The organism is Acinetobacter sp. MB5 (assembly GCF_003261585.1).
GTDB lineage: Bacteria > Pseudomonadota > Gammaproteobacteria > Pseudomonadales > Moraxellaceae > Acinetobacter.
In genome coordinates, this window is sequence record NZ_POVU01000009.1 from 26865 (window position 1) to 45321 (window position 18457).

The window sequence follows — 18457 nt, forward strand, 5'->3', positions numbered from 1 at the left end:
GTAAATTTCTACAATGTTAAAAAGCCGATCTTTTCAGATCGGCTTTTTAGTTTGACGCTAAAAATTAGGCATTTTTATAGTCAATCAAGATACGCAGCATACGACGTAGTGGCTCAGCCGCGCCCCAAAGCAGTTGGTCACCTACTGTAAACGCACCTAGATATTCTTTACCCATGTTGAGTTTACGTAGACGGCCGACAGGAACACTCAAAGTACCTGTTACCGCAACAGGTGTGAGGTCAGTCATTGATGCTTCACGTGTATTTGGAACAACTTTTGCCCATTGGTTAGATTGACGAATCATACCTTCGATTTCATCAAGCGGAGCATCTTTTTTCAATTTCAATGTCAATGCTTGAGAGTGACAACGCATCGCACCAATACGAACACAGTGGCCATCAATCGGAACGATTTGCTGGTTACCCAAGATCTTGTTGGTTTCAACCTGACCTTTCCATTCTTCTTTTGATTGACCGCTTTCAAGTTGCTTGTCAATGTAAGGAATCAGTGAGCCAGCCAAAGGTACGCCAAAGTTTGCAGAAGGGAAGCCTTCGCCACGTTGTAATTCGGCAATTTTAGAGTCAATGTCCAAAATGGCAGATTTAGGATCATCCAACAAATCTTTAGTATTGTTGTATAAATAACCCATACCTGTGATCAGTTCACGCATATTTTGTGCGCCTGCGCCTGATGCAGCCTGATAGGTCATTGAAGTTGCCCATTCCACCAAATTATTTTGGAAGAGACCGCCTAAGCCCATCAACATCAATGAAACGGTGCAGTTACCGCCCACGAAAGTTTTAGTGCCTTTGACTAGACCTTCTTTAATGACATTCATATTCACTGGGTCAAGCACGATGATTGCTTCATCGTCCATACGCAGTGTCGATGCAGCATCGATCCAGTAACCGTTCCAGCCTTCTGCTTTAATTTTTGGGAAAATCTCAGAAGTATAGTCACCACCTTGGCAGGTAATAATGACATCCATTTGCTTCAGACTCTTAATGTCTGATGCATCCATAAGTGCTGGGGCAGTCTTACCACCAAAAGCAGGGGCTTCACCACCTGCATTACTGGTAGAAAAATAGAATGGCTCAAAATGTGCAAAGTCATTCTCTTCAACCATACGTTGCATAAGGACAGAACCAACCATCCCACGCCAACCGACCAGACCTACTTTCATGTCATTGTGCCTCGGTATTGTGATAAAAAAATAAAGGGTATTGAGTGTACCAAAAGTGTCCTCAACTGCAAGCGCTACATAAGTCAAACAAGCAGTTTTTTGAGTGAAATAACTTGTTTATGATACATACAAAACTGATAAAGCTAGTTTTGGGTACTTATACCATAAAAATTAAAAACATAGCGCAAATTTACAGGGCTTTTTTCAAGATATTGTTTTTACTGGAGTGTTGGCTTTTTAAGCAAAAATAATGATGAAATATTGAGCAATTTTGGTGTGTTTTGAGTTGACTAGACGGTAAAAAAATTGAATACGCTAATTTAAAAATTTTATTGTTCAAACAGTAAGTTAATGGAGAAGCGTAATATGTGCTTGTTTTATGTAAGCATAAACGTACAGAAAACTAGGCTGATGACGGCTATACGCTTTTGAGAATTCCTTTTAATCTATATTCATCGGCACAAGGAAGAATGGGAATGGAGCATCCCGTATGGAAGAGGTGCTGATTGGATAACATCAATGGCATGATGGCAACATGGATAGGCGACAATACAAATAAAAATAAGAAAATCTGGAAACACAACCTCAATTGACCCGAGTAAGGTAGGATGCCTGACTCGGGTTTTTAATTTTCAGTCTTTATTTTAATATCTCGGCATAAAGTGCCAAGGTATTCTGACACATATCTCGCAGACTAAATTGAGTGACAGGTGCAACACTCACAGGGTGTTCAATATGCTTTTGAACACAATGCAGTAGGCTTGTTGTGTCATCCACTTCAATAAGACCTTGCGGATACACCTCAGACAAAATCTCAGCGACACCGCCACGTTTCCAGCCAATCACAGGTGTTCCGACAGATAACGCTTCTAAGGCGGTACGCCCGAAAGTTTCTGCCTGATTGGAAAGAGACAGCACCACATCGCTGAAAGCGAGCCATTCACGAATATCTGAGCGATGACCAACGAAAGTGATGTCCTCGGTTAATCCTTGCTGTTCTACACTCTTTTGTAATTCATCCAGATAAGCCTGTTTCTTGGCATCTGCACCGCCAACGACTAAAGCATGAACTTGTGGGTATTGCTGCTTGAGCTGAACCATCAATTGAATCAGGGTTTCATGTCCTTTTAGGCGCGTAATTCGTCCAGGGAGACAGAGTAGAAACTTATTTTCAAGCTGTGGGTAATCCAAATAGACCTGATTGAGCCATTTCGCAGTTGGTTGATAGCCATGTGGAAATGCTTTGGGATCAATACCACGGTAAATTCGTACAATATCTTGTGCTGGGCATTCTGGGTAATTCTGATGAATGTAATCCACGACGCTATCAGAGACTGCAATGACTTTTTCAGCATGAGCCATGATGGCGCTGTAGCGGTTCACCGAATAAAAGCCATGTACCGTACTGATTAAATGTGGACGGCGTGCCGTGGGAATGCCCTTGAGTGCAAAATGCGTGAGCCAAGCAGGCACGCGTGAACGCACATGTACAATATCAGGTTGATACTGTTCAATGACTTTTCTAAGCGGACGAATTTGCCATAAGCTCGACAATGCTTTTTTATGAATGGGTAATTGAATATGTGTCGAACCTTCAGCTTCTAGTTCGGGTACTAAGCGCCCACCATTGGACACCACCAATGATTCATGGCCTTGTTGCACCAAAGCACGCGCAATTTCAAGGGTTCCACGTTCCACACCGCCACTGTTCAGTTCTGGAAGAAGTTGCATCACTTTCATGCTGAATTCCTGATTTTAATAAATTTTGTCGTAGCCTTCAGGGCGGGTTTTAAAGCGGCGGTGAAACCACATGTATTGCGTTGGTGCAATACGGAGCTGATTTTCAATAATTTTATTCACGCGAGTTGCATCATCGACTTCATCATCAGAAGGCAGGTTTTCAACAGGCGGTTCAATCAAAATATGATAACGCGGATCGGCTTCATCGCCATGACGGTAGAAATACAGCGGAATTGCTGCTGCTTTGCTAATTTTGAGCAAACGACGGTGCGCAGTCACAGTTGCGGCAGGTATACCGAAAAATGGTGCCATCACGCCTTGTTTTAAGCCAAAGTCCTGATCGGGGCTATACCAGATCGCGCGGCCATTTTTCAGATGACGAATCAGACCACGCATATCATCATGGTCAATTTGGTTTTTATAAATCGTGGCACGACCACGGTAAATCAGCATATCCAGTAAAGGATTGTTTTGCGGGCGATACACCACATCAGGTTCAAAGTACTGTGCGCAGACATAGCCGCCTGCATCGAGCAAAGTGCTGTGTGTCCCCAGTAACAGCACACCCTGACCTTTTTGCTGAGCATGGGTGATGTGTTCCAAACCTTCGATGGTTACACGATCTTTAAACCATTTGGGTTTATACCAAGCATTCAGTGTTTCAAATGTACCGAGCATCATGTCGACAAAGACTTGCTTGGCCTGTTGTTCCACTTCCGCTTGTGACCATTCAGGAAAACACACTTGCAGATTGCGAATTGTGGTTTTACGACGAGACTTGAGATATTTCCATGCCAAGTTCGCTAAAAGGTGTGCCAGACGGCGCTGAATAGCCCACGGTAACATGGCAAGCAGCATCAGAAAGACAATCGCAAGCCATACCCCCCAATATTTAGGGAGTAGAAAAGACCATTGAAATTGACCTGGAATGTAATCTTGCTGTTTACTCATATGGCGATAAAAACTGAATAAAAAACTGCACGCAGTGTAGCATGAACTGATTTTTAAAATTCAACAGTTATCGCAATCCATATCATGGCTAAGAGATTGGTTAACGACGTTGTTCCAATAAAACGCGTAAGGCAAGTGCTGAAAGGACAGTGCCCATCAGCCATTTTTGCAGTTGTGCCCAAGATGAATGCTGTTGTAAAAACTGAGCAATATGTGCTGCTGAAAATACAATCATGGCATTTACAGAGACACTGATCATAATCTGGATTAGGCCTAAAGAGACAGATTGCATCAAAATATGCCCCTGTTCAGGATGTAAAAACTGAGGCAGCAGTGAGAGATACATAACCGCAATTTTGGGATTGAGCAGATTGGTGAAGAAACCCATCAGAAATAATTTGTGTGGTTGGTCGTAGTTTAAAGATTTAACAGAAAAAACGTTTCCTTCAGAACGTATGGCTTTATAGGCTAAATATAGAAGATAGGCTGCACCTAATATTCGAATAGCATCGTAGGCATAGGGAATGGCAACCACAAATGAGGTAATGCCAAAGGCTGCACAAAGCATGTAAAACACAAAACCGAGAGCCACACCTGCTAGCGAAATTAGCCCTGCCAACCGACCTTGCGAAATTGAACGTGAAATCAGGTAAATCATATTTGGACCTGGCGTGAGTACCATCAGCAGGGACACTAGAGAAAATGCGAGGATTTGGCTCAGGTTAAGCATAGATATGATTATTGATTTATAGTGATTGAGGTCATTATAAAGAGGCTTGTTGAATTTTTAAACAGCCTGCTTGATGAATAACATCAGATTGGAGATTGAGATGAAAACAATCCGCATTATACAAGGAGATATTACCGAACTCGCTGTGGATGCTATTGTCAATGCAGCAAATTCATCATTACTGGGCGGTGGGGGCGTCGATGGAGCAATTCATCGAAAAGGTGGCGCTGAAATTTTAAAGGAATGTCAGCAGATACGCGCACAACAAGGCGGCTGTGCGGTGGGTCAGGCAGTCATTACCCATGCGGGCTTATTGCCTGCGAAATACGTGATTCATACGGTTGGTCCGATTTGGCGAAATGGTATGTATGATGAAAATCAGTTTCTTGCAAATGCCTATCTGAATAGTCTCAAACTCGCAGAAGCCCATCAGTTGCACCGAATTGCATTTCCCAATATTTCAACAGGTGTGTATGGTTTCCCCAAAGCACGTGCGGTCAAAATTGCCTTAACCACTGTAATTGATTTTCTAAAAACCTCAACACAGGTTGAAGAAGTCATTTTTGTCTGTTTTGATCAGGAAAATTATCAGCTTTATCAGCAAGAAAGTTTAAGTCATGCCAAGCAGCAGAGCGATTTACGCTTACTTTAAATTCAAAGGAAAATACCATGCTGGAACTTCGACCCAACTGTGAGAGTTGTAATACCGATTTAGCCGTAGATTCACAAGATGTGCTGATTTGTTCTTTTGAATGCACCTTTTGCTTGGCATGTAGCGAGCAGATTTTAAATTTTATTTGCCCTAACTGTGGTGGAGAATTGGTTAAACGGCCTCTTCGCCCAAGCAATAAACTCGAAAAATATCCTGCTTCCACCCTACGTGTTTTTAATCCGAATTTAAAGAATCACTAAGCTTCCTGTGACAAGATCGGACGTGTGGTTTGTAGTACACCGATACTCAGTTTGAATAATTCAATAAGGAAGCAGTAATGAGCAGAATATGGCAAATGATGGGTGCAGCAACTTTAGTTTTTGCAGTGCAATCCAGTTTTGCAGCAGATCTTGGGCAGGATATGGAAATCTTGCAGAAGAATTATATGGTATTTCAACATACTCAAAATACCAATCAAGCACTGACAGCTTTGACCGCCATGCAACAAGCAGCGCAAGATGCCAAGCAATCGATTCCGATGAAATTGATAGGTCAACCTGATAATAGTCCTGAGATTCAGCAGTATCATAAAGCATTCGACAATTTAGACTCTGAACTGAAGCAAACTATAGCTATGGTGAAAACTGGACATTTGCAGCAGGCGCGTGAACAGGCGATTCCTGTGATTGATCAGATCAAAAAGACCAATCACCAGAAATTTCGCGACTAATCCACACTATAAAAATGAATGAACGCGAATGAAAAAACCACGCCGTAGCGTGGTTTTTTTAGATACAACAGAGGATTAATTGCCGTTGGACATATTTTCTAGTTCATCCCAACGCTCTAATTTTTCAAGCAGAACTTCTTCAATTTCTGCTAAGCGCTGACTGGCTTGAGTAGCTGCATCGGCATCTTTAACGAACCATGAACCATCAGCCAGTTTTTCTGAAAGTTCACTTTGCTCAGCTTCCAGATTCTCAATTTCAGCAGGGAGTTGTTCAAGCTCACGCTGATCTTTATAGCTGAGTTTCACTTTCTTGGTTGGTGCTGCTTGGGCAGCGAGCTTCTCGGCTTCTGCTTTCGCTTGGGCTTTTTTCACATCGGCTTTTTGATCAACGACTTTCTCATCAGGGCGTTGTAGTAAATAGTCCTGATAACCACCGATATATTCAGCAATACCGCCTTTACCATCAAACACCCAAGTTGAAGTTACCACGTTGTCCATAAAGGCACGGTCATGGCTGATTAACAGTAACGTGCCTTTGTATTCAGCCAGCATTTCTTCAAGCAGCTCGAGTGTTACCATATCCAAGTCATTGGTCGGTTCGTCCATGACAATCAGGTTAGATGGCTTGAGCAAGAGTTTTGCCAGTAAGACGCGGTTACGCTCACCACCTGACAAGGCTTTCACAGGCGTGCGGGCACGTTCAGGTGAGAACAAGAAGTCTTGTAAATAACTGTAGATATGACGGCGCTGACCATTCACATCGACAAAGTCAGAACCTTCAGACACGTTGGCAGCCACCGATTTTTCAAGCTCAAGCTGGTTACGCAACTGGTCGAAGTAAGCCACTTCTAGCTGTGTACCTGTTTTCACTGTGCCTGTGTGTTCAACATCACCCAAAATGGCTTTAATCAGTGTGGTTTTACCAACACCATTATCACCGACAAGGCCGATACGATCACCACGCATTACCAATGCAGAGAAGTCTTTAATGAGCGGTTTGTCGCCATATTGAACACTCAAATGCTCAATATCAAAGACCAGTTTGCCTGAGCGCTGTGCTTCCTGAACGCCCATGTTGACTTTGCCTTGCTGGAAGCGACGTGCTTTGGATTCTTCACGTAAGGCTTTTAATGCGCGCACACGACCTTCATTACGGGTACGACGCGCTTTAATGCCTTGGCGAATCCAAGCTTCTTCTTCAGCCAGTTTTTTGTCAAACAAGGCATTTTGCTTTTCTTCAGCTTCAAGCTGTTGGGCTTTCAGTTCTAGGTAACGTGAATAGTTACCTTCAAAGCTGCGCAATGTGCCGCGATCAAGTTCGACAATTCGTGTGGCTAAGCTGTCTACAAATGCACGGTCATGCGAAATAAATAACAGGGTTAAGTTATTTTGATCGAGTAAGAATTTTTCTAACCATTCGATACTTTCGACATCCAAATGGTTGGTTGGTTCGTCGAGTAAAAGTACATCAGGTTGAGTTAAAAGTGCGCGAGCCAATAGTACGCGACGTTTACGACCACCTGATAAATCAGCCAAATCGGCATTTGGGTCTAAGCCCATTTTGCCCAAAATGGTGTTGACCTTGTTTTCAAGTGACCAGCCATCAAGCTGATCGAGTTTGTGTTGCAGGTCGCCCATGCGTTCGCAGGCAGCCATATCACCAAGTACGCAAGCATCGCTGGCAGTATGATATTGTTTTAAAACTTCAGCCGCTTCACCTGCGCCATCGGCGACGATGTCGGCAACTTTACCCGAATCCATCGGTACATCTTGGGCAAGCATGGAAATGGTTAAGCCATTTTGCACTAAAACTTCACCATGATCGGGCAATAAGCTTCCCTCAATCAGTTTAAGTAAAGTAGACTTACCCTCGCCGTTGCGCCCAATCAAACACACTCGTTCGCCACGTTCCAAATTAAAGTTCGCGCCGTCGAGAAGGGCAGGTCCACCAAATGCAAGTTGGACATCCCTTAAAGTAATATAGGCCATAGAGTTTCCTAAAATCTCAAATTGAGGAGTGTTAAATGACTAAACCACCATACGATGATCAAGCGTCATTTTCCGCACCCATTGAAGATTTGCAAGTCCGAATTGCATTTTTAGATGATTTAGTTGAACAATTAAATGAGCAACTGGCTCGTCAAAGTCAGGAAATTGCGGATTTACAAAAACAAATGCAGTTATTGTATCAGCGCGTTGAGGCTGCCGATTTGTCTGAAGGCGTTGCGCCGTTTGACCCAATGACCAATAAACCACCACATTACTAAATTATCGTTACACCTGTTTCAAGACGACAGCATTGTTGTGTACATGCGTATTTGGGCTTGAACAACGTGAATACAATGGCTGCACATCAACAAATACTTTTCGCTATAACAAAATATCCAAAAGTGATGAATTCAATATGACTTTGGGTTTGTGGTCTCTTCATCTACACATGTCAAATTTTCAGTTAACGTGATTGATGTGTGGATTTTCCTATTTGCTAAAGCATCAACCTGATCTGGATTTTACGGATATAAAACTACAGCGTTGATTGTGGCATGGCATCTATTTATGGCTCGAGAGTATATTTTCATATCACCCTAAAAATCAGTTTTTCATCATTCAAATTGAAAATATGATGACAAATACATACATCCTGATCTGCACTTGATCAGGAAAACTTGCCTTTTCTATTCAGCTTATGTAACTCTAATATAAAGATGAATAGATGAAGAACGTCAGGTATGGGGCTTTGGATTACCATTATTATTGTGGTGTTTGTGCTTGGGTCAATTTTAGGATTGAGGGTCAATCCACGGGAAAAAGCACTGGGAATCATGCGTGACAAAGCGCGCAAGATTGGATTGCATCCCCGTTTAATCGTTGCACCTGACTGGACAAATATTCCCAAAGCCACTGAAAGCCGTGCCAGTATGGTGGCCTATTACAGTGTGCTATTACCTGAAGCGAAACTACCTTTAATGCGTGCCCGAATTCAGGACGATAAGTTGGAACTGGTGTATGGGGATGAGAAATTTAAAGATTATCCCATTGCATTAAAGGGGATTTATGCTATTGATATGCAGGCAAACTGTGTGGGTGCGTATTGGGATGAACATGCAGACTTACATGCGACCCAATTAGAAGCAATGAAAGCATACTTAACAGCTTTGGCTGAACGTTAAAATTTTAGAAATAGGAAACGAATACCATTATGGCGAATGCTCCTCGGTCTAGCGCTAAAACGACTACAGAACAATCCGAAAGTGCGACTAAAAAACGCGCACTGGTGATTGTGGAGTCGCCAGCCAAAGCGAAAACCATTAACAAGTATTTGGGGAATGAATATATCGTCAAGTCTTCGGTCGGTCACGTTCGTGACTTGCCGACAGGCGGTTCAGCCAACAAAACGGGTGAGAAAAAACCAGCCACCCGTACCAAATTAACCGATGCCGAAAAACAGCAAAAATCACAGCTTGCTCTGATTAACCGTATGGGTGTTGATCCTGAACATGATTGGGCCGCGCATTATGAAGTTTTGCCAGGCAAAGAACATGTGGTTGCTGAGTTAAAAAAACTGGCTTCACAAGTTGATGAAATCTATCTCGCAACGGATTTGGACCGTGAAGGGGAAGCGATTGCTTGGCATTTACGTGAAGTGATCGGTGGTGCTGATTCGCGTTATCAACGTGTGGTGTTTAACGAAATTACCAAAAATGCCATTCAGGAAGCGTTTAAGCATCCTACCCGTTTAGATATCCATCGTGTCAATGCACAACAGGCACGTCGTTTTCTAGACCGTGTCGTAGGCTTTATGATTTCTCCTTTACTTTGGGAGAAAATTGCACGTGGTCTATCAGCAGGACGCGTTCAATCTGTTGCGGTTAAACTGGTGGTAGAGCGTGAGCGTGAAATTCGTGCCTTTATCCCAGAAGAATATTGGCAAGTCTTTGCTGACACCAAATCTTTGAACGATGACATTCGTCTAGAAGCGGTCAAGCAAGCAGGCAAAACACTCAAATTACGCAATAAAGCAGAAACCGACGCTTTATTGAATATTTTAAAAGGCGCTGAATATAAAGTTGCCAACCGCGAGGATAAACCGACCAAGGTTAATCCAAGTGCACCATATATCACCTCAACTCTACAGCAAGCAGCCAGTACGCGTTTAGGTTTCTCTGTGAAGAAAACCATGATGTTGGCGCAGCGTTTGTACGAAGCAGGTTTTATTACCTATATGCGTACCGACTCGACTTTCTTGAGTGATGATGCGGTGAATATGGTGCGTCACCATATTGAAACGGAATTTGGTGCTAAATACCTGCCAGCAAAACCAAATCGTTATGGCAATAAAGCGGGTGCACAAGAAGCCCATGAAGCAATTCGTCCATCTAATGTAGCCCTTTCAGGTGATCAACTGGTGGGTGTGGAACGTGATGCCCAGCGTTTGTATGATTTAATCTGGCGCCAATTTGTGGCATGTCAGATGACACCAGCAGAATATCTATCTTCTACAATTTTGGTCGATGCCAATGGTGTTGAACTAAAAGCCAAAGGTCGTACTCTGGTATTTGATGGCTTTACTAAAGTCCGTGGTCAAAACAAGTCTGATGATGATGTGTTGTTGCCTGCTGTGAAAGTCGGTGAAGTCCTTAATCTGGAAAAACTTGATCCATCACAACATTTCACCAAGCCACCAGCACGTTTTACTGAGGCGTCATTGGTCAAAGAGTTGGAAAAGCGTGGGATTGGTCGACCATCGACCTATGCTGCGATTATTTCGACCATTCAGGAACGCGGTTACGTCAAACTGGAAAACCGTCGTCTCTTTGCGGAAAAAATGGGTGAGATTGTCACTGACCGCTTGGATGAAAGTTTTAACAACCTGATGAACTATGCATTTACTGCGGATCTTGAAGGTCAGCTCGATAGAGTTGCAACAGGTGAGCGTAACTGGAAAGAGTTACTCGACACGTTCTATGGTGACTTTAAAAACCGTTTAACAGTCGCACAAGGCGATCATGGCATGCGCCGTAATCAGCCTGTAGAAGTGGCTGATGTTCACTGTCCAGAATGTAGCCGTCCAATGCAGATTCGTACGGGAACAACAGGTGTATTCCTCGGTTGTTCGGGCTATAACTTGCCACCGAAAGAACGTTGTAAAGGTACGCTCAACCTGACGCCAGTTGAGTCTTTAGCGGTGCTATCCGATGATGATAGTGCTGAAACTGCCGATCTTATGTCTAAACGCCGTTGTCCAAAATGTGGTACGGCAATGGACAGCTATGTGATTGATGGTGGTCGTAAACTGCATATTTGCGGGAATAACCCAGACTGTGAAGGTTATGAACTTGAAGAAGGTGAGTTCAAGATCAAAGGGTACGATGGCCCGACCATTCCATGTGACAAATGTGATGGCGAAATGCAGTTAAAAACTGGACGTTTTGGCCCTTACTTTGCCTGCATGAGTTGTGACAATACCCGTAAAGTTCTGAAAAATGGTCAACCTGCACCTCCACGTGTTGATCCAATTAAAATGGAACATCTCCGTTCAGCAAAACATGATGATTTCTTCGTGTTGAGAGATGGTGCAGCAGGTCTGTTTTTGGCAGCAAGTAAGTTTCCGAAAATTCGTGAAACTCGTGCACCAAAAGTGGCAGAGCTGCGTACGGTGGCTGAACAGCTTGATCCGAAATATCAGTATTTGTTGCAAGCACCCGATGCTGACCCAGAAGGCAATGTAACCATTGTCAAATTCAGTCGTAAAAATCAGGCACAGTATATTGGTTCTGAAAATGCTGAAGGCAAGCCGACCAAATGGAGTCTTGTTTATCAGGATAGTAAGTGGATTGAAGGTTAAGACCTTCGTTTGAAATTGATTTAAAAATGCTGGCAAATTTGCTGGCATTTTTTATAGAACAACAATAAATAGGTACTTGAGGATATGTGGAAAAAAATTCGAATTTTAATTTTATTGTCAGTGTTGCTGGTGGTTGCGGTCAATGCATGGCGAGACCAAAATCAAAATTGGAATCATCCTGTAGTGGTGCTGTTACATCCAGTCAATGCCGATGGGCAAACCGCAACTGAACAATATATTCGGCAGTTAACCGTAGATAATTTTAGAGATTCCCAAGCATTTTTGGCAGAAACCAGTGCAGCTTATCGTGGGCAAAAGGTTTATTTTATTTATCAACTTGGGCGTGAGTTGACCCAGCAGCCACCGAAAGTTCCAGAAAATGCCACAACGATGCAAGCGATTTTATGGAGCTTAAAATTCCGTTATTACGCATGGCAACAGCATCAGTCCAAAGATGGTCGCCCAACGGTCACCTTGTATTTAAACTATTATGATCCACAACATATTTCAGCGTTAAAACATTCTACAGCGTTAGAAAAAGGCAAGATCGGGTCAGTCAATCTATTTGCATCTCCTGCGCAGGCAGCGCAGAATGAAATTGTAGTGACACATGAGCTGTTGCATACCTTTGGGGCAACCGATAAATACGATTTAACGACAGGTCAACCGATTTACCCTTTAGGTTATAGCAATCCTGAGCAACAGCCGTTATATCCGCAGCATCAGGCTGAAATTATGGGAGGCTATATTGCGTTGTCAGCAACCCAACATAGAATGCCTGATAGTCTCGCAGAGGTTGAATTAAATAAAGCCACGGCCACTGAAGTGGGGTGGATAAAATAAAAAGAGAATAATTATGCTTACAGTCGGAAATGACTTGGTGCGTCATCAACTGCATCAGCAACGAAAATGGTATTTGGCTTTTGGCTGGTTATTGGTGTTATTTACGGTAATATTGCTATTGAGCTTGCCCTTTGCTACGTTGGCGGTTGTCGTACTGTTTGGTACGCTGATGATGTTGGCAGCAATCCTGCATGTTCTGGCGGCATTTAAGTTTTTTGAAGGCGGTGTTCGCTGGGTCTGGTTGTTATTTGCAGTGATTTATTTTATCGCAGGCTTTTTAGCATTTCGCCATCCTTGGGGGACTGCCATTTTTTTGACACAGATCGTGGGTGTTATTCTTATTGTGGCAGGTGTGTTACGTATCTTTAAGGCTCTTTTGTTTCGTGCCTTTCAAGGCTGGGGCTGGATTGTCTTCTCAGGTGGTTTTACAGTACTGACTGGAATTCTGATTTTAATCACGCCGAATACCGCATTTTGGTTATTAGGATTCTGTTTGGCACTCGATCTATTTTTTCAGGGAATTAACTATTTAAACTTGGCTGCAGTCATTAAGCAAATTCCACCAAGCTCAGCAGACATTTAATGTTTGTAATATAAAGAATTTGAGAATTTCGCCGTTTAAAATTGAACTGGGAATGTATCACAAGCTGCATTCCTTTCTGGTCTTGTATGACATTCATCGGTATTCATCACATTGTTTTGCTGAGGATATAGACAATATAAAGATTCAATTTTAGAGTAATCACTAGAATGACTTTCAAAATTTGAGATCCAATGGGCAATCATCGGGTTAAAGAGGGAGGGTAGACATGACTGAAATTGAATTAAAATTTCAAGTGCCAATCTCACAGCATGTCAATGTTTCTCAGGCATTCGATTCTCAAACGCAGCAGACCTGTGAACTGTATAGCCAGTATTATGATACGCCAGACAGAAAGTTGGCAGCAGCTGAACTAGAGTTGAGCTTAAGTTTAAAAGAAAATCAATGGATTCAGACGCTCAAATATGTAGGCGCTAGCCAATATAATCCTTTAGAACATGTGGTGAGTTTAGCTGAGAGTAATATACCGATCGTGAATGTTGATTTACATCAGGGAACGGCTGTTGGTCAGCTTTTCTTTGATGTTCTGGGTAAAAAAGATGCATTAATTTTGCAATTTGAAACGGATATTCTTCGTACATTTCAAATTTTTGAAGAAAAACATAGCAAAATAAAAGTATCGTTAGATATTGGTGAAATTCGGACAGAACAGCAGCATATTTCGATTTATGAACTGGTGTTTGAGCGACAAGCAGGTTCTATGGGTGGCTTATTCGCTTTCGTACAGGCATGGATTGAACGTTATGACTTATGGCTCGATGTAAGTCGTCATGTCACACGTGGCGATCAATTATCCCAAGGTTTGAATACTTTACCAGTCATACAGGCATCTCAAGTCACATTTAAAAAAAAGCAGTCTACAGAGTGTGCTTTACGCCTCATGGTTGCGAACTGCTTACAGCAAATTTTCCCTAATCTTCGTGATGTCATTGATGAAACTGCTGAAATAGAGCATTTACATCAGATTCGGATTGGGATTCGTCGATTACGCAGTACCCTGAATGTTTTTGGTCATTGGTCTAAGCATGTAAATCCTGCATGGGAGCCTGCTTTAAAAGTATTGTTTAATCAACTTGGAAGCGTTCGTGACCGTGATGCCTTAGAGGAAACATTGCTTCCTAAATTGCGTGCAGCGGGCGCACCTTATGTAGAACTTCCTGTCCATGCAGCGGGAGATCATGCGGCAATGCTGGCTTTAAGTCATCCATCCTGTAATCAGTTATGGATCGGGTTAATTGCATTTGCACAATCTCCTGCACAAGGAAAAAGTCAGTTAAAGGCAGGCGGCGATTTAACTGAACTTGCCAGAAAAGAAATTAAGCATCTGCATCGGCAGTTGTTAAAAGACACAGAAATTGATTTTAATGTACAGGAATTTTTATGGCATCGCACACGTAAGCGACTGAAACGCCTGCGCTATTGTACTGAATTTATCTCTGGATTGTATGAACCCAAAAGTGTCCAGCGATATCTGAATGCATTGCGCCCAGTACAAGATATTTTGGGTCAATATAACGATGCAGTCATTGCAGAACAGCTATTTAAACAGCAAGCACAGCAGCATCCAGAAGCTTGGTTTGTATTAGGATGGTTGCTCCCATATCGGATGCAATTACTGGCTGAATCCGTTGCTGCCTTACGCAAACTGCAACACGTCAAAAGATTTTGGTAGTTGTTTATCTACGCTATTCACAAGAGGGCATTTGTTTACATAAAATTTTTTGAATATGAAGCATTCAAGTCAGCATAGAACACGGTCACTCACGATAATTTTACAGGTTCTTTGCACTTCTCCCGACTTATGATCTCAGTTCAGTTACAGCAAGCAAGGCGAGTTTGTTAAACTAGAGACTGTACCTTGATTGATTTATGATGTTTGCATGAGCCTTGAAACCTTGATTTCCGAGTTAAATCCGCAGCAAAAACGGGCGGCAACGACAACAGCTCAAAACTGTCTGGTTTTGGCTGGAGCAGGGTGTGGGAAAACCAAAACCATTGTGGCCCGTGCAGCTTATCTCATCGAACAGGGCATCCCTGCCAATCAGATTCAAATTTTGACGTTTACACGCCGTACTGCCAGTGAAATTGTGACACGCGTAGAGCAACATTTGGGCGAAGCAGCACAGGGTCTACGGGCTTCAACATTCCATACCTTTTGTATGTATTTGCTACGCCGTAACCCAAAAGCCTTTGGATTGACTCAGTTTAGTATTATTGATCGGGATGATCAGCTCATGATCTTTCGGTTATTGCGAGGCAAAGGACGCGATAATATTTTACCGAAAGCCGCTCAACTCTGTGATCTGTATTCTTATGCGCGTAATACACAAGTGAAACTGTCTGAGGCATTGATACAACAGATGCCTGAAGCTTTAGAACACAAAGCTGAAATTGCCGAAGTTATGCGTCAGTACGAACAGCGTAAACAGGATCGCAATTATCTAGATTACGATGATATTTTGTCTATTGTGGCAGGGAATTTACAGCAATCGCCAGAACTGGTGGATTGGGTCAGTCGTTTGTGCTCGGTCATGTTGGTTGATGAAATGCAGGACACGAATCCGTTACAGTGGTCATTAATCGAGCCACTGATTGGGCGAGTGCAGTTGTTTTGTGTCGGAGATGATGCTCAGTCGATTTATGGCTTCCGTGGTGCAGATTTTGAAAATATCCATCATTTTAAAAGTCGTATTCCCGATGCAGAAGTGCTGACACTTGAGGAAAATTATCGCTCTACGCAGGAAATTCTGGATTTATCCAATTGGTTATTGCGAAGTAGTTCGATTCAATATAATAAACAGCTCCGCGCGTATCGTGGCTCGGGACAAAAACCACATTTACATATTTTCCCGAATGAATTTGAAGAAGCGAATTGGATTGCACAGGATTTACAGCGACGTTATCAGCAAGATGTTTCGTGGAACACCCACATGATTTTAGTGCGCTCTGCTTTTGCAGCACGCTATTTGGAAAGTGCTTTTATTAAAATGGCGATTCCTTACCGATTTGTCGGTGGAACCAAATTACTGGAAGCCGCACATGTTAAAGATCTACTCAGCCTCCTTCGAATCGCTGCAAACCCGCAAGATGATATTGCCTGGATGCGATTCTTAACCTTGTGGAATGGTGTGGGTGATGTTGGTGCGAGTCGGCTGACTGCAGAGTTAATTGGCTTAGAAGATTTAACAGCACGCTGCGAACGTCTGGAACGTCATGGTAAAGTGTCGCAAGAAGCCATTTTAATTCTCAAGCAACTTTCGATCTTGCAGCATGAAGTCCAGCATAGTATTGGGCTTGCAATAGATGCACTCACAGAGCAGCTTGCACAAAATTATCAAAATCAGGACTGGACGCGCCGTGTCAAAGATTTTGATTTGGTGAAGCAACTGGCAAAAAAACATGGTTCTTTGGGCGAATTTCTTGAAGAATATGTGCTAGAGCCGATTTCGATTTCAGAAGTCGAGCGTAGCCCTGATCAGGATGTCGTGACCCTGATTACGGTGCATTCAGCCAAAGGTGCGGAGCAAAAAGTTTGCTATGTGCCACATCTGACGGTGAATCAGTATCCACATGCACGAGCACAAGGTGACTTTGATGCCGTGGAAGAAGAGCGTCGTGTGCTCTATGTGGCGTTAACACGTGCACAAAATGAATTAATTTTGACCAAGCAGGATTTAAATCATTGGGCATATGATCAAACGGATGAGCAAGGGCGTAAAATCAGCAGCTATTTTTTGAATGACTTGCCATCATCCTTGGTAAACGCTGAAGTGCATAAGCGTGTACCTTCAACCCAAACACATTTTTCCCCAAAGAAATCACCAACCCGTATTACATTTGGTCTAGATTTTGATTAGGTATCCGATGTTTCAAGACATCGTTTCAATCGACAATGAAAAGGTTTATACATGAAAATTTTAGTGCGTAACTTAGAGCGTTCAATTAACGAAGATGAACTGAAAGAATTATTTCAGACTTATGGTGATGTTGAATCTTGCGTAATTGTGCTCGATCAGGCAACGGGTAAATCAAAAGGCTTTGGCTTTGTTGAAATGCCACATGCACGTGAAGCCATTAAAGCGATTAAAGGGTTAAATACCTTGAAGATCAAAGGATTTGGAATTCGCGTTAAAGCAGCTGCAAGCGAAGAAAAATAAATTGGAAAAGGAAGGTATTAAAGCCTTCTTTTTTTATATAAAAACATCAAAAAACTATATTCAAAGCATTAGACTGGCGCTAATCTATGAATAGGTTATCTGAGATGAATTGAAAGGAAATCATTATGTCACGTGTTGCTCGCTACCATGCCGATCGTACCAACCAAAAATTATATTTTGCGCGTTTAGCATGTTTGCAAGCAGAACAGACTGATCATGTACAACAAATTCAAGCTTATCGTGAAGCGGCCGTATTTCATTTACATGGAGCGATGTTGGCATTTTTGCAGGAGTTAGTGCGTTATTATCGGTTGAGTGATACTCAGCCGACATTGAAGTCGATTGAAGAGCATATGGCAGAAAAAGGGCAAGTTTCACCTGAAGTGACTGTCATGCAACAGCTTGCTCGCGATGGTTTTATTGCTGAATTAAAACGTGCATATCGTATGTGTCAGTATGCGCCTGAGCCAATTGCACCTACAGCAGAGCAAGAAACATCATCTAATTTGATTATCAAAGTAACTCAAGGGCCGCAGTCATGGTTGCCAGATATCGAGATTCTACGTGAATGGCATCGTGAGTTAAGTCGTTTGATTGATGGCTTTCGTAATGAGATGGTCGAATTTTAATACCTTGAATTTTACATTTTTGCACCGATATAAAGTCTAAGTGTTTAAATTCGTGGTGCGTATGGAGGTCGTATGTCTATACAGCAATTGAAAGAGTTATTTGGTAATCAAGATGCAGTTCTTGAGCTTGTGCAATTAGAAAATGGTGAGTTAGCACTACGCAATGCGGACTCGGAAAAAGCACCATTGGTTACTATTCAGTTTAATGACGAGGTTCGTGAATTACTCGGTGAAAATACCGCAGTAGTTGCACAACATATGATTCAGGCTGCACTAATGGGGCTGCTCGAAAAACAGGTCAATCAATGGCAAGCCGAAGTTGTGGATGAACCCCCTAAAGTTTTTAGTTAATTGAAAAGGAAAAACGTACAGTTTGGCTGTACGTTTTTTTTATAC

18 protein-coding genes are annotated in these 18457 nt (G+C 42.5%); 13 read left to right on the forward strand and 5 right to left on the reverse strand.

Annotated elements, in window-relative coordinates; genetic code table 11:
• Window positions 1–64: 64 nt before the first annotated feature.
• The 4 genes from asd to C1A47_RS11725 all read right to left on the reverse strand — a co-directional run bounded on the left by asd (window position 65) and on the right by C1A47_RS11725 (window position 4604).
• Complete coding sequence (asd, locus tag C1A47_RS11710; RefSeq protein WP_111895226.1) at window positions 65–1183, reverse strand: aspartate-semialdehyde dehydrogenase; 1119 nt, start codon at window positions 1181–1183, stop codon at window positions 65–67.
• Window positions 1184–1822: 639 nt separating this feature from the next.
• The gene (locus tag C1A47_RS11715) at window positions 1823–2923 is read right to left on the reverse strand and encodes a glycosyltransferase family 4 protein (RefSeq protein WP_111895227.1); all 1101 of its coding nucleotides are present in this window, start codon (window positions 2921–2923) and stop codon (window positions 1823–1825) included.
• 15 nt (window positions 2924–2938) lie between these two features.
• Window positions 2939–3874, reverse strand: coding sequence for an LpxL/LpxP family Kdo(2)-lipid IV(A) lauroyl/palmitoleoyl acyltransferase (gene lpxL, locus C1A47_RS11720; protein WP_111895228.1), 936 nt, complete (start codon window positions 3872–3874; stop codon window positions 2939–2941).
• 100 nt (window positions 3875–3974) lie between these two features.
• A complete protein-coding gene (locus C1A47_RS11725; RefSeq protein ID WP_111895229.1) occupies window positions 3975–4604 on the reverse strand; it encodes a LysE family translocator in 630 nt (209 codons plus the stop codon).
• A gap of 100 nt (window positions 4605–4704) precedes the next feature.
• Between C1A47_RS11725 and C1A47_RS11730 the strand changes: the two genes are divergently transcribed.
• From C1A47_RS11730 to C1A47_RS11740, 3 genes are all read left to right on the forward strand, one after another.
• Window positions 4705–5256, forward strand: coding sequence for an O-acetyl-ADP-ribose deacetylase (locus C1A47_RS11730; protein ID WP_111895230.1), 552 nt, complete (start codon window positions 4705–4707; stop codon window positions 5254–5256).
• A 17-nt stretch (window positions 5257–5273) separates the two neighbouring features.
• A complete protein-coding gene (locus C1A47_RS11735; RefSeq protein WP_111895231.1) occupies window positions 5274–5516 on the forward strand; it encodes a DUF1272 domain-containing protein in 243 nt (80 codons plus the stop codon).
• Window positions 5517–5593: 77 nt separating this feature from the next.
• Window positions 5594–5986 (forward strand): cytochrome b562, encoded by a 393-nt coding sequence (locus C1A47_RS11740; RefSeq protein ID WP_111895232.1) that lies wholly within the window; start codon window positions 5594–5596, stop codon window positions 5984–5986.
• 75 nt (window positions 5987–6061) lie between these two features.
• Here the strand turns inward: C1A47_RS11740 and C1A47_RS11745 are convergent, their stop codons facing one another.
• On the reverse strand, window positions 6062–7975 hold the full coding sequence (locus tag C1A47_RS11745) for an ATP-binding cassette domain-containing protein (protein ID WP_111895233.1): 1914 nt from the start codon (window positions 7973–7975) through the stop codon (window positions 6062–6064).
• A 35-nt stretch (window positions 7976–8010) separates the two neighbouring features.
• On the opposite strand from C1A47_RS11745, the gene C1A47_RS11750 reads away from it, so the two are divergent.
• The 10 genes from C1A47_RS11750 to C1A47_RS11795 all read left to right on the forward strand — a co-directional run bounded on the left by C1A47_RS11750 (window position 8011) and on the right by C1A47_RS11795 (window position 18412).
• On the forward strand, window positions 8011–8253 hold the full coding sequence (locus C1A47_RS11750) for a SlyX family protein (RefSeq protein WP_111895234.1): 243 nt from the start codon (window positions 8011–8013) through the stop codon (window positions 8251–8253).
• 462 nt (window positions 8254–8715) lie between these two features.
• A complete protein-coding gene (locus C1A47_RS11755) occupies window positions 8716–9156 on the forward strand; it encodes an ammonium transporter (protein WP_111895235.1) in 441 nt (146 codons plus the stop codon).
• Window positions 9157–9185: 29 nt separating this feature from the next.
• Window positions 9186–11831: a type I DNA topoisomerase gene (gene topA / locus C1A47_RS11760; RefSeq protein ID WP_111895236.1), complete on the forward strand. Its 2646-nt coding sequence runs from the start codon at window positions 9186–9188 to the stop codon at window positions 11829–11831.
• An 84-nt stretch (window positions 11832–11915) separates the two neighbouring features.
• Window positions 11916–12674 (forward strand): hypothetical protein, encoded by a 759-nt coding sequence (locus C1A47_RS11765; RefSeq protein WP_111895237.1) that lies wholly within the window; start codon window positions 11916–11918, stop codon window positions 12672–12674.
• Between the two features lie 13 nt (window positions 12675–12687).
• Window positions 12688–13257 carry an HdeD family acid-resistance protein gene (locus tag C1A47_RS11770; RefSeq protein WP_111895238.1) on the forward strand — a complete coding sequence of 190 codons (570 nt, stop codon included), beginning with the start codon at window positions 12688–12690 and terminating at the stop codon, window positions 13255–13257.
• Between the two features lie 226 nt (window positions 13258–13483).
• Window positions 13484–14947 carry a CHAD domain-containing protein gene (locus C1A47_RS11775; RefSeq protein WP_111895239.1) on the forward strand — a complete coding sequence of 488 codons (1464 nt, stop codon included), beginning with the start codon at window positions 13484–13486 and terminating at the stop codon, window positions 14945–14947.
• Between the two features lie 208 nt (window positions 14948–15155).
• Window positions 15156–17132: an ATP-dependent helicase gene (locus C1A47_RS11780; RefSeq protein ID WP_111895240.1), complete on the forward strand. Its 1977-nt coding sequence runs from the start codon at window positions 15156–15158 to the stop codon at window positions 17130–17132.
• A gap of 51 nt (window positions 17133–17183) precedes the next feature.
• Window positions 17184–17432 (forward strand): RNA recognition motif domain-containing protein, encoded by a 249-nt coding sequence (locus C1A47_RS11785; RefSeq protein WP_111895241.1) that lies wholly within the window; start codon window positions 17184–17186, stop codon window positions 17430–17432.
• Between the two features lie 125 nt (window positions 17433–17557).
• On the forward strand, window positions 17558–18061 hold the full coding sequence (locus C1A47_RS11790; RefSeq protein WP_111895242.1) for a DUF6586 family protein: 504 nt from the start codon (window positions 17558–17560) through the stop codon (window positions 18059–18061).
• Window positions 18062–18133: 72 nt separating this feature from the next.
• Window positions 18134–18412: a hypothetical protein gene (locus tag C1A47_RS11795; protein WP_111895243.1), complete on the forward strand. Its 279-nt coding sequence runs from the start codon at window positions 18134–18136 to the stop codon at window positions 18410–18412.
• The last annotated feature ends 45 nt before the right edge of the window (window positions 18413–18457 follow it).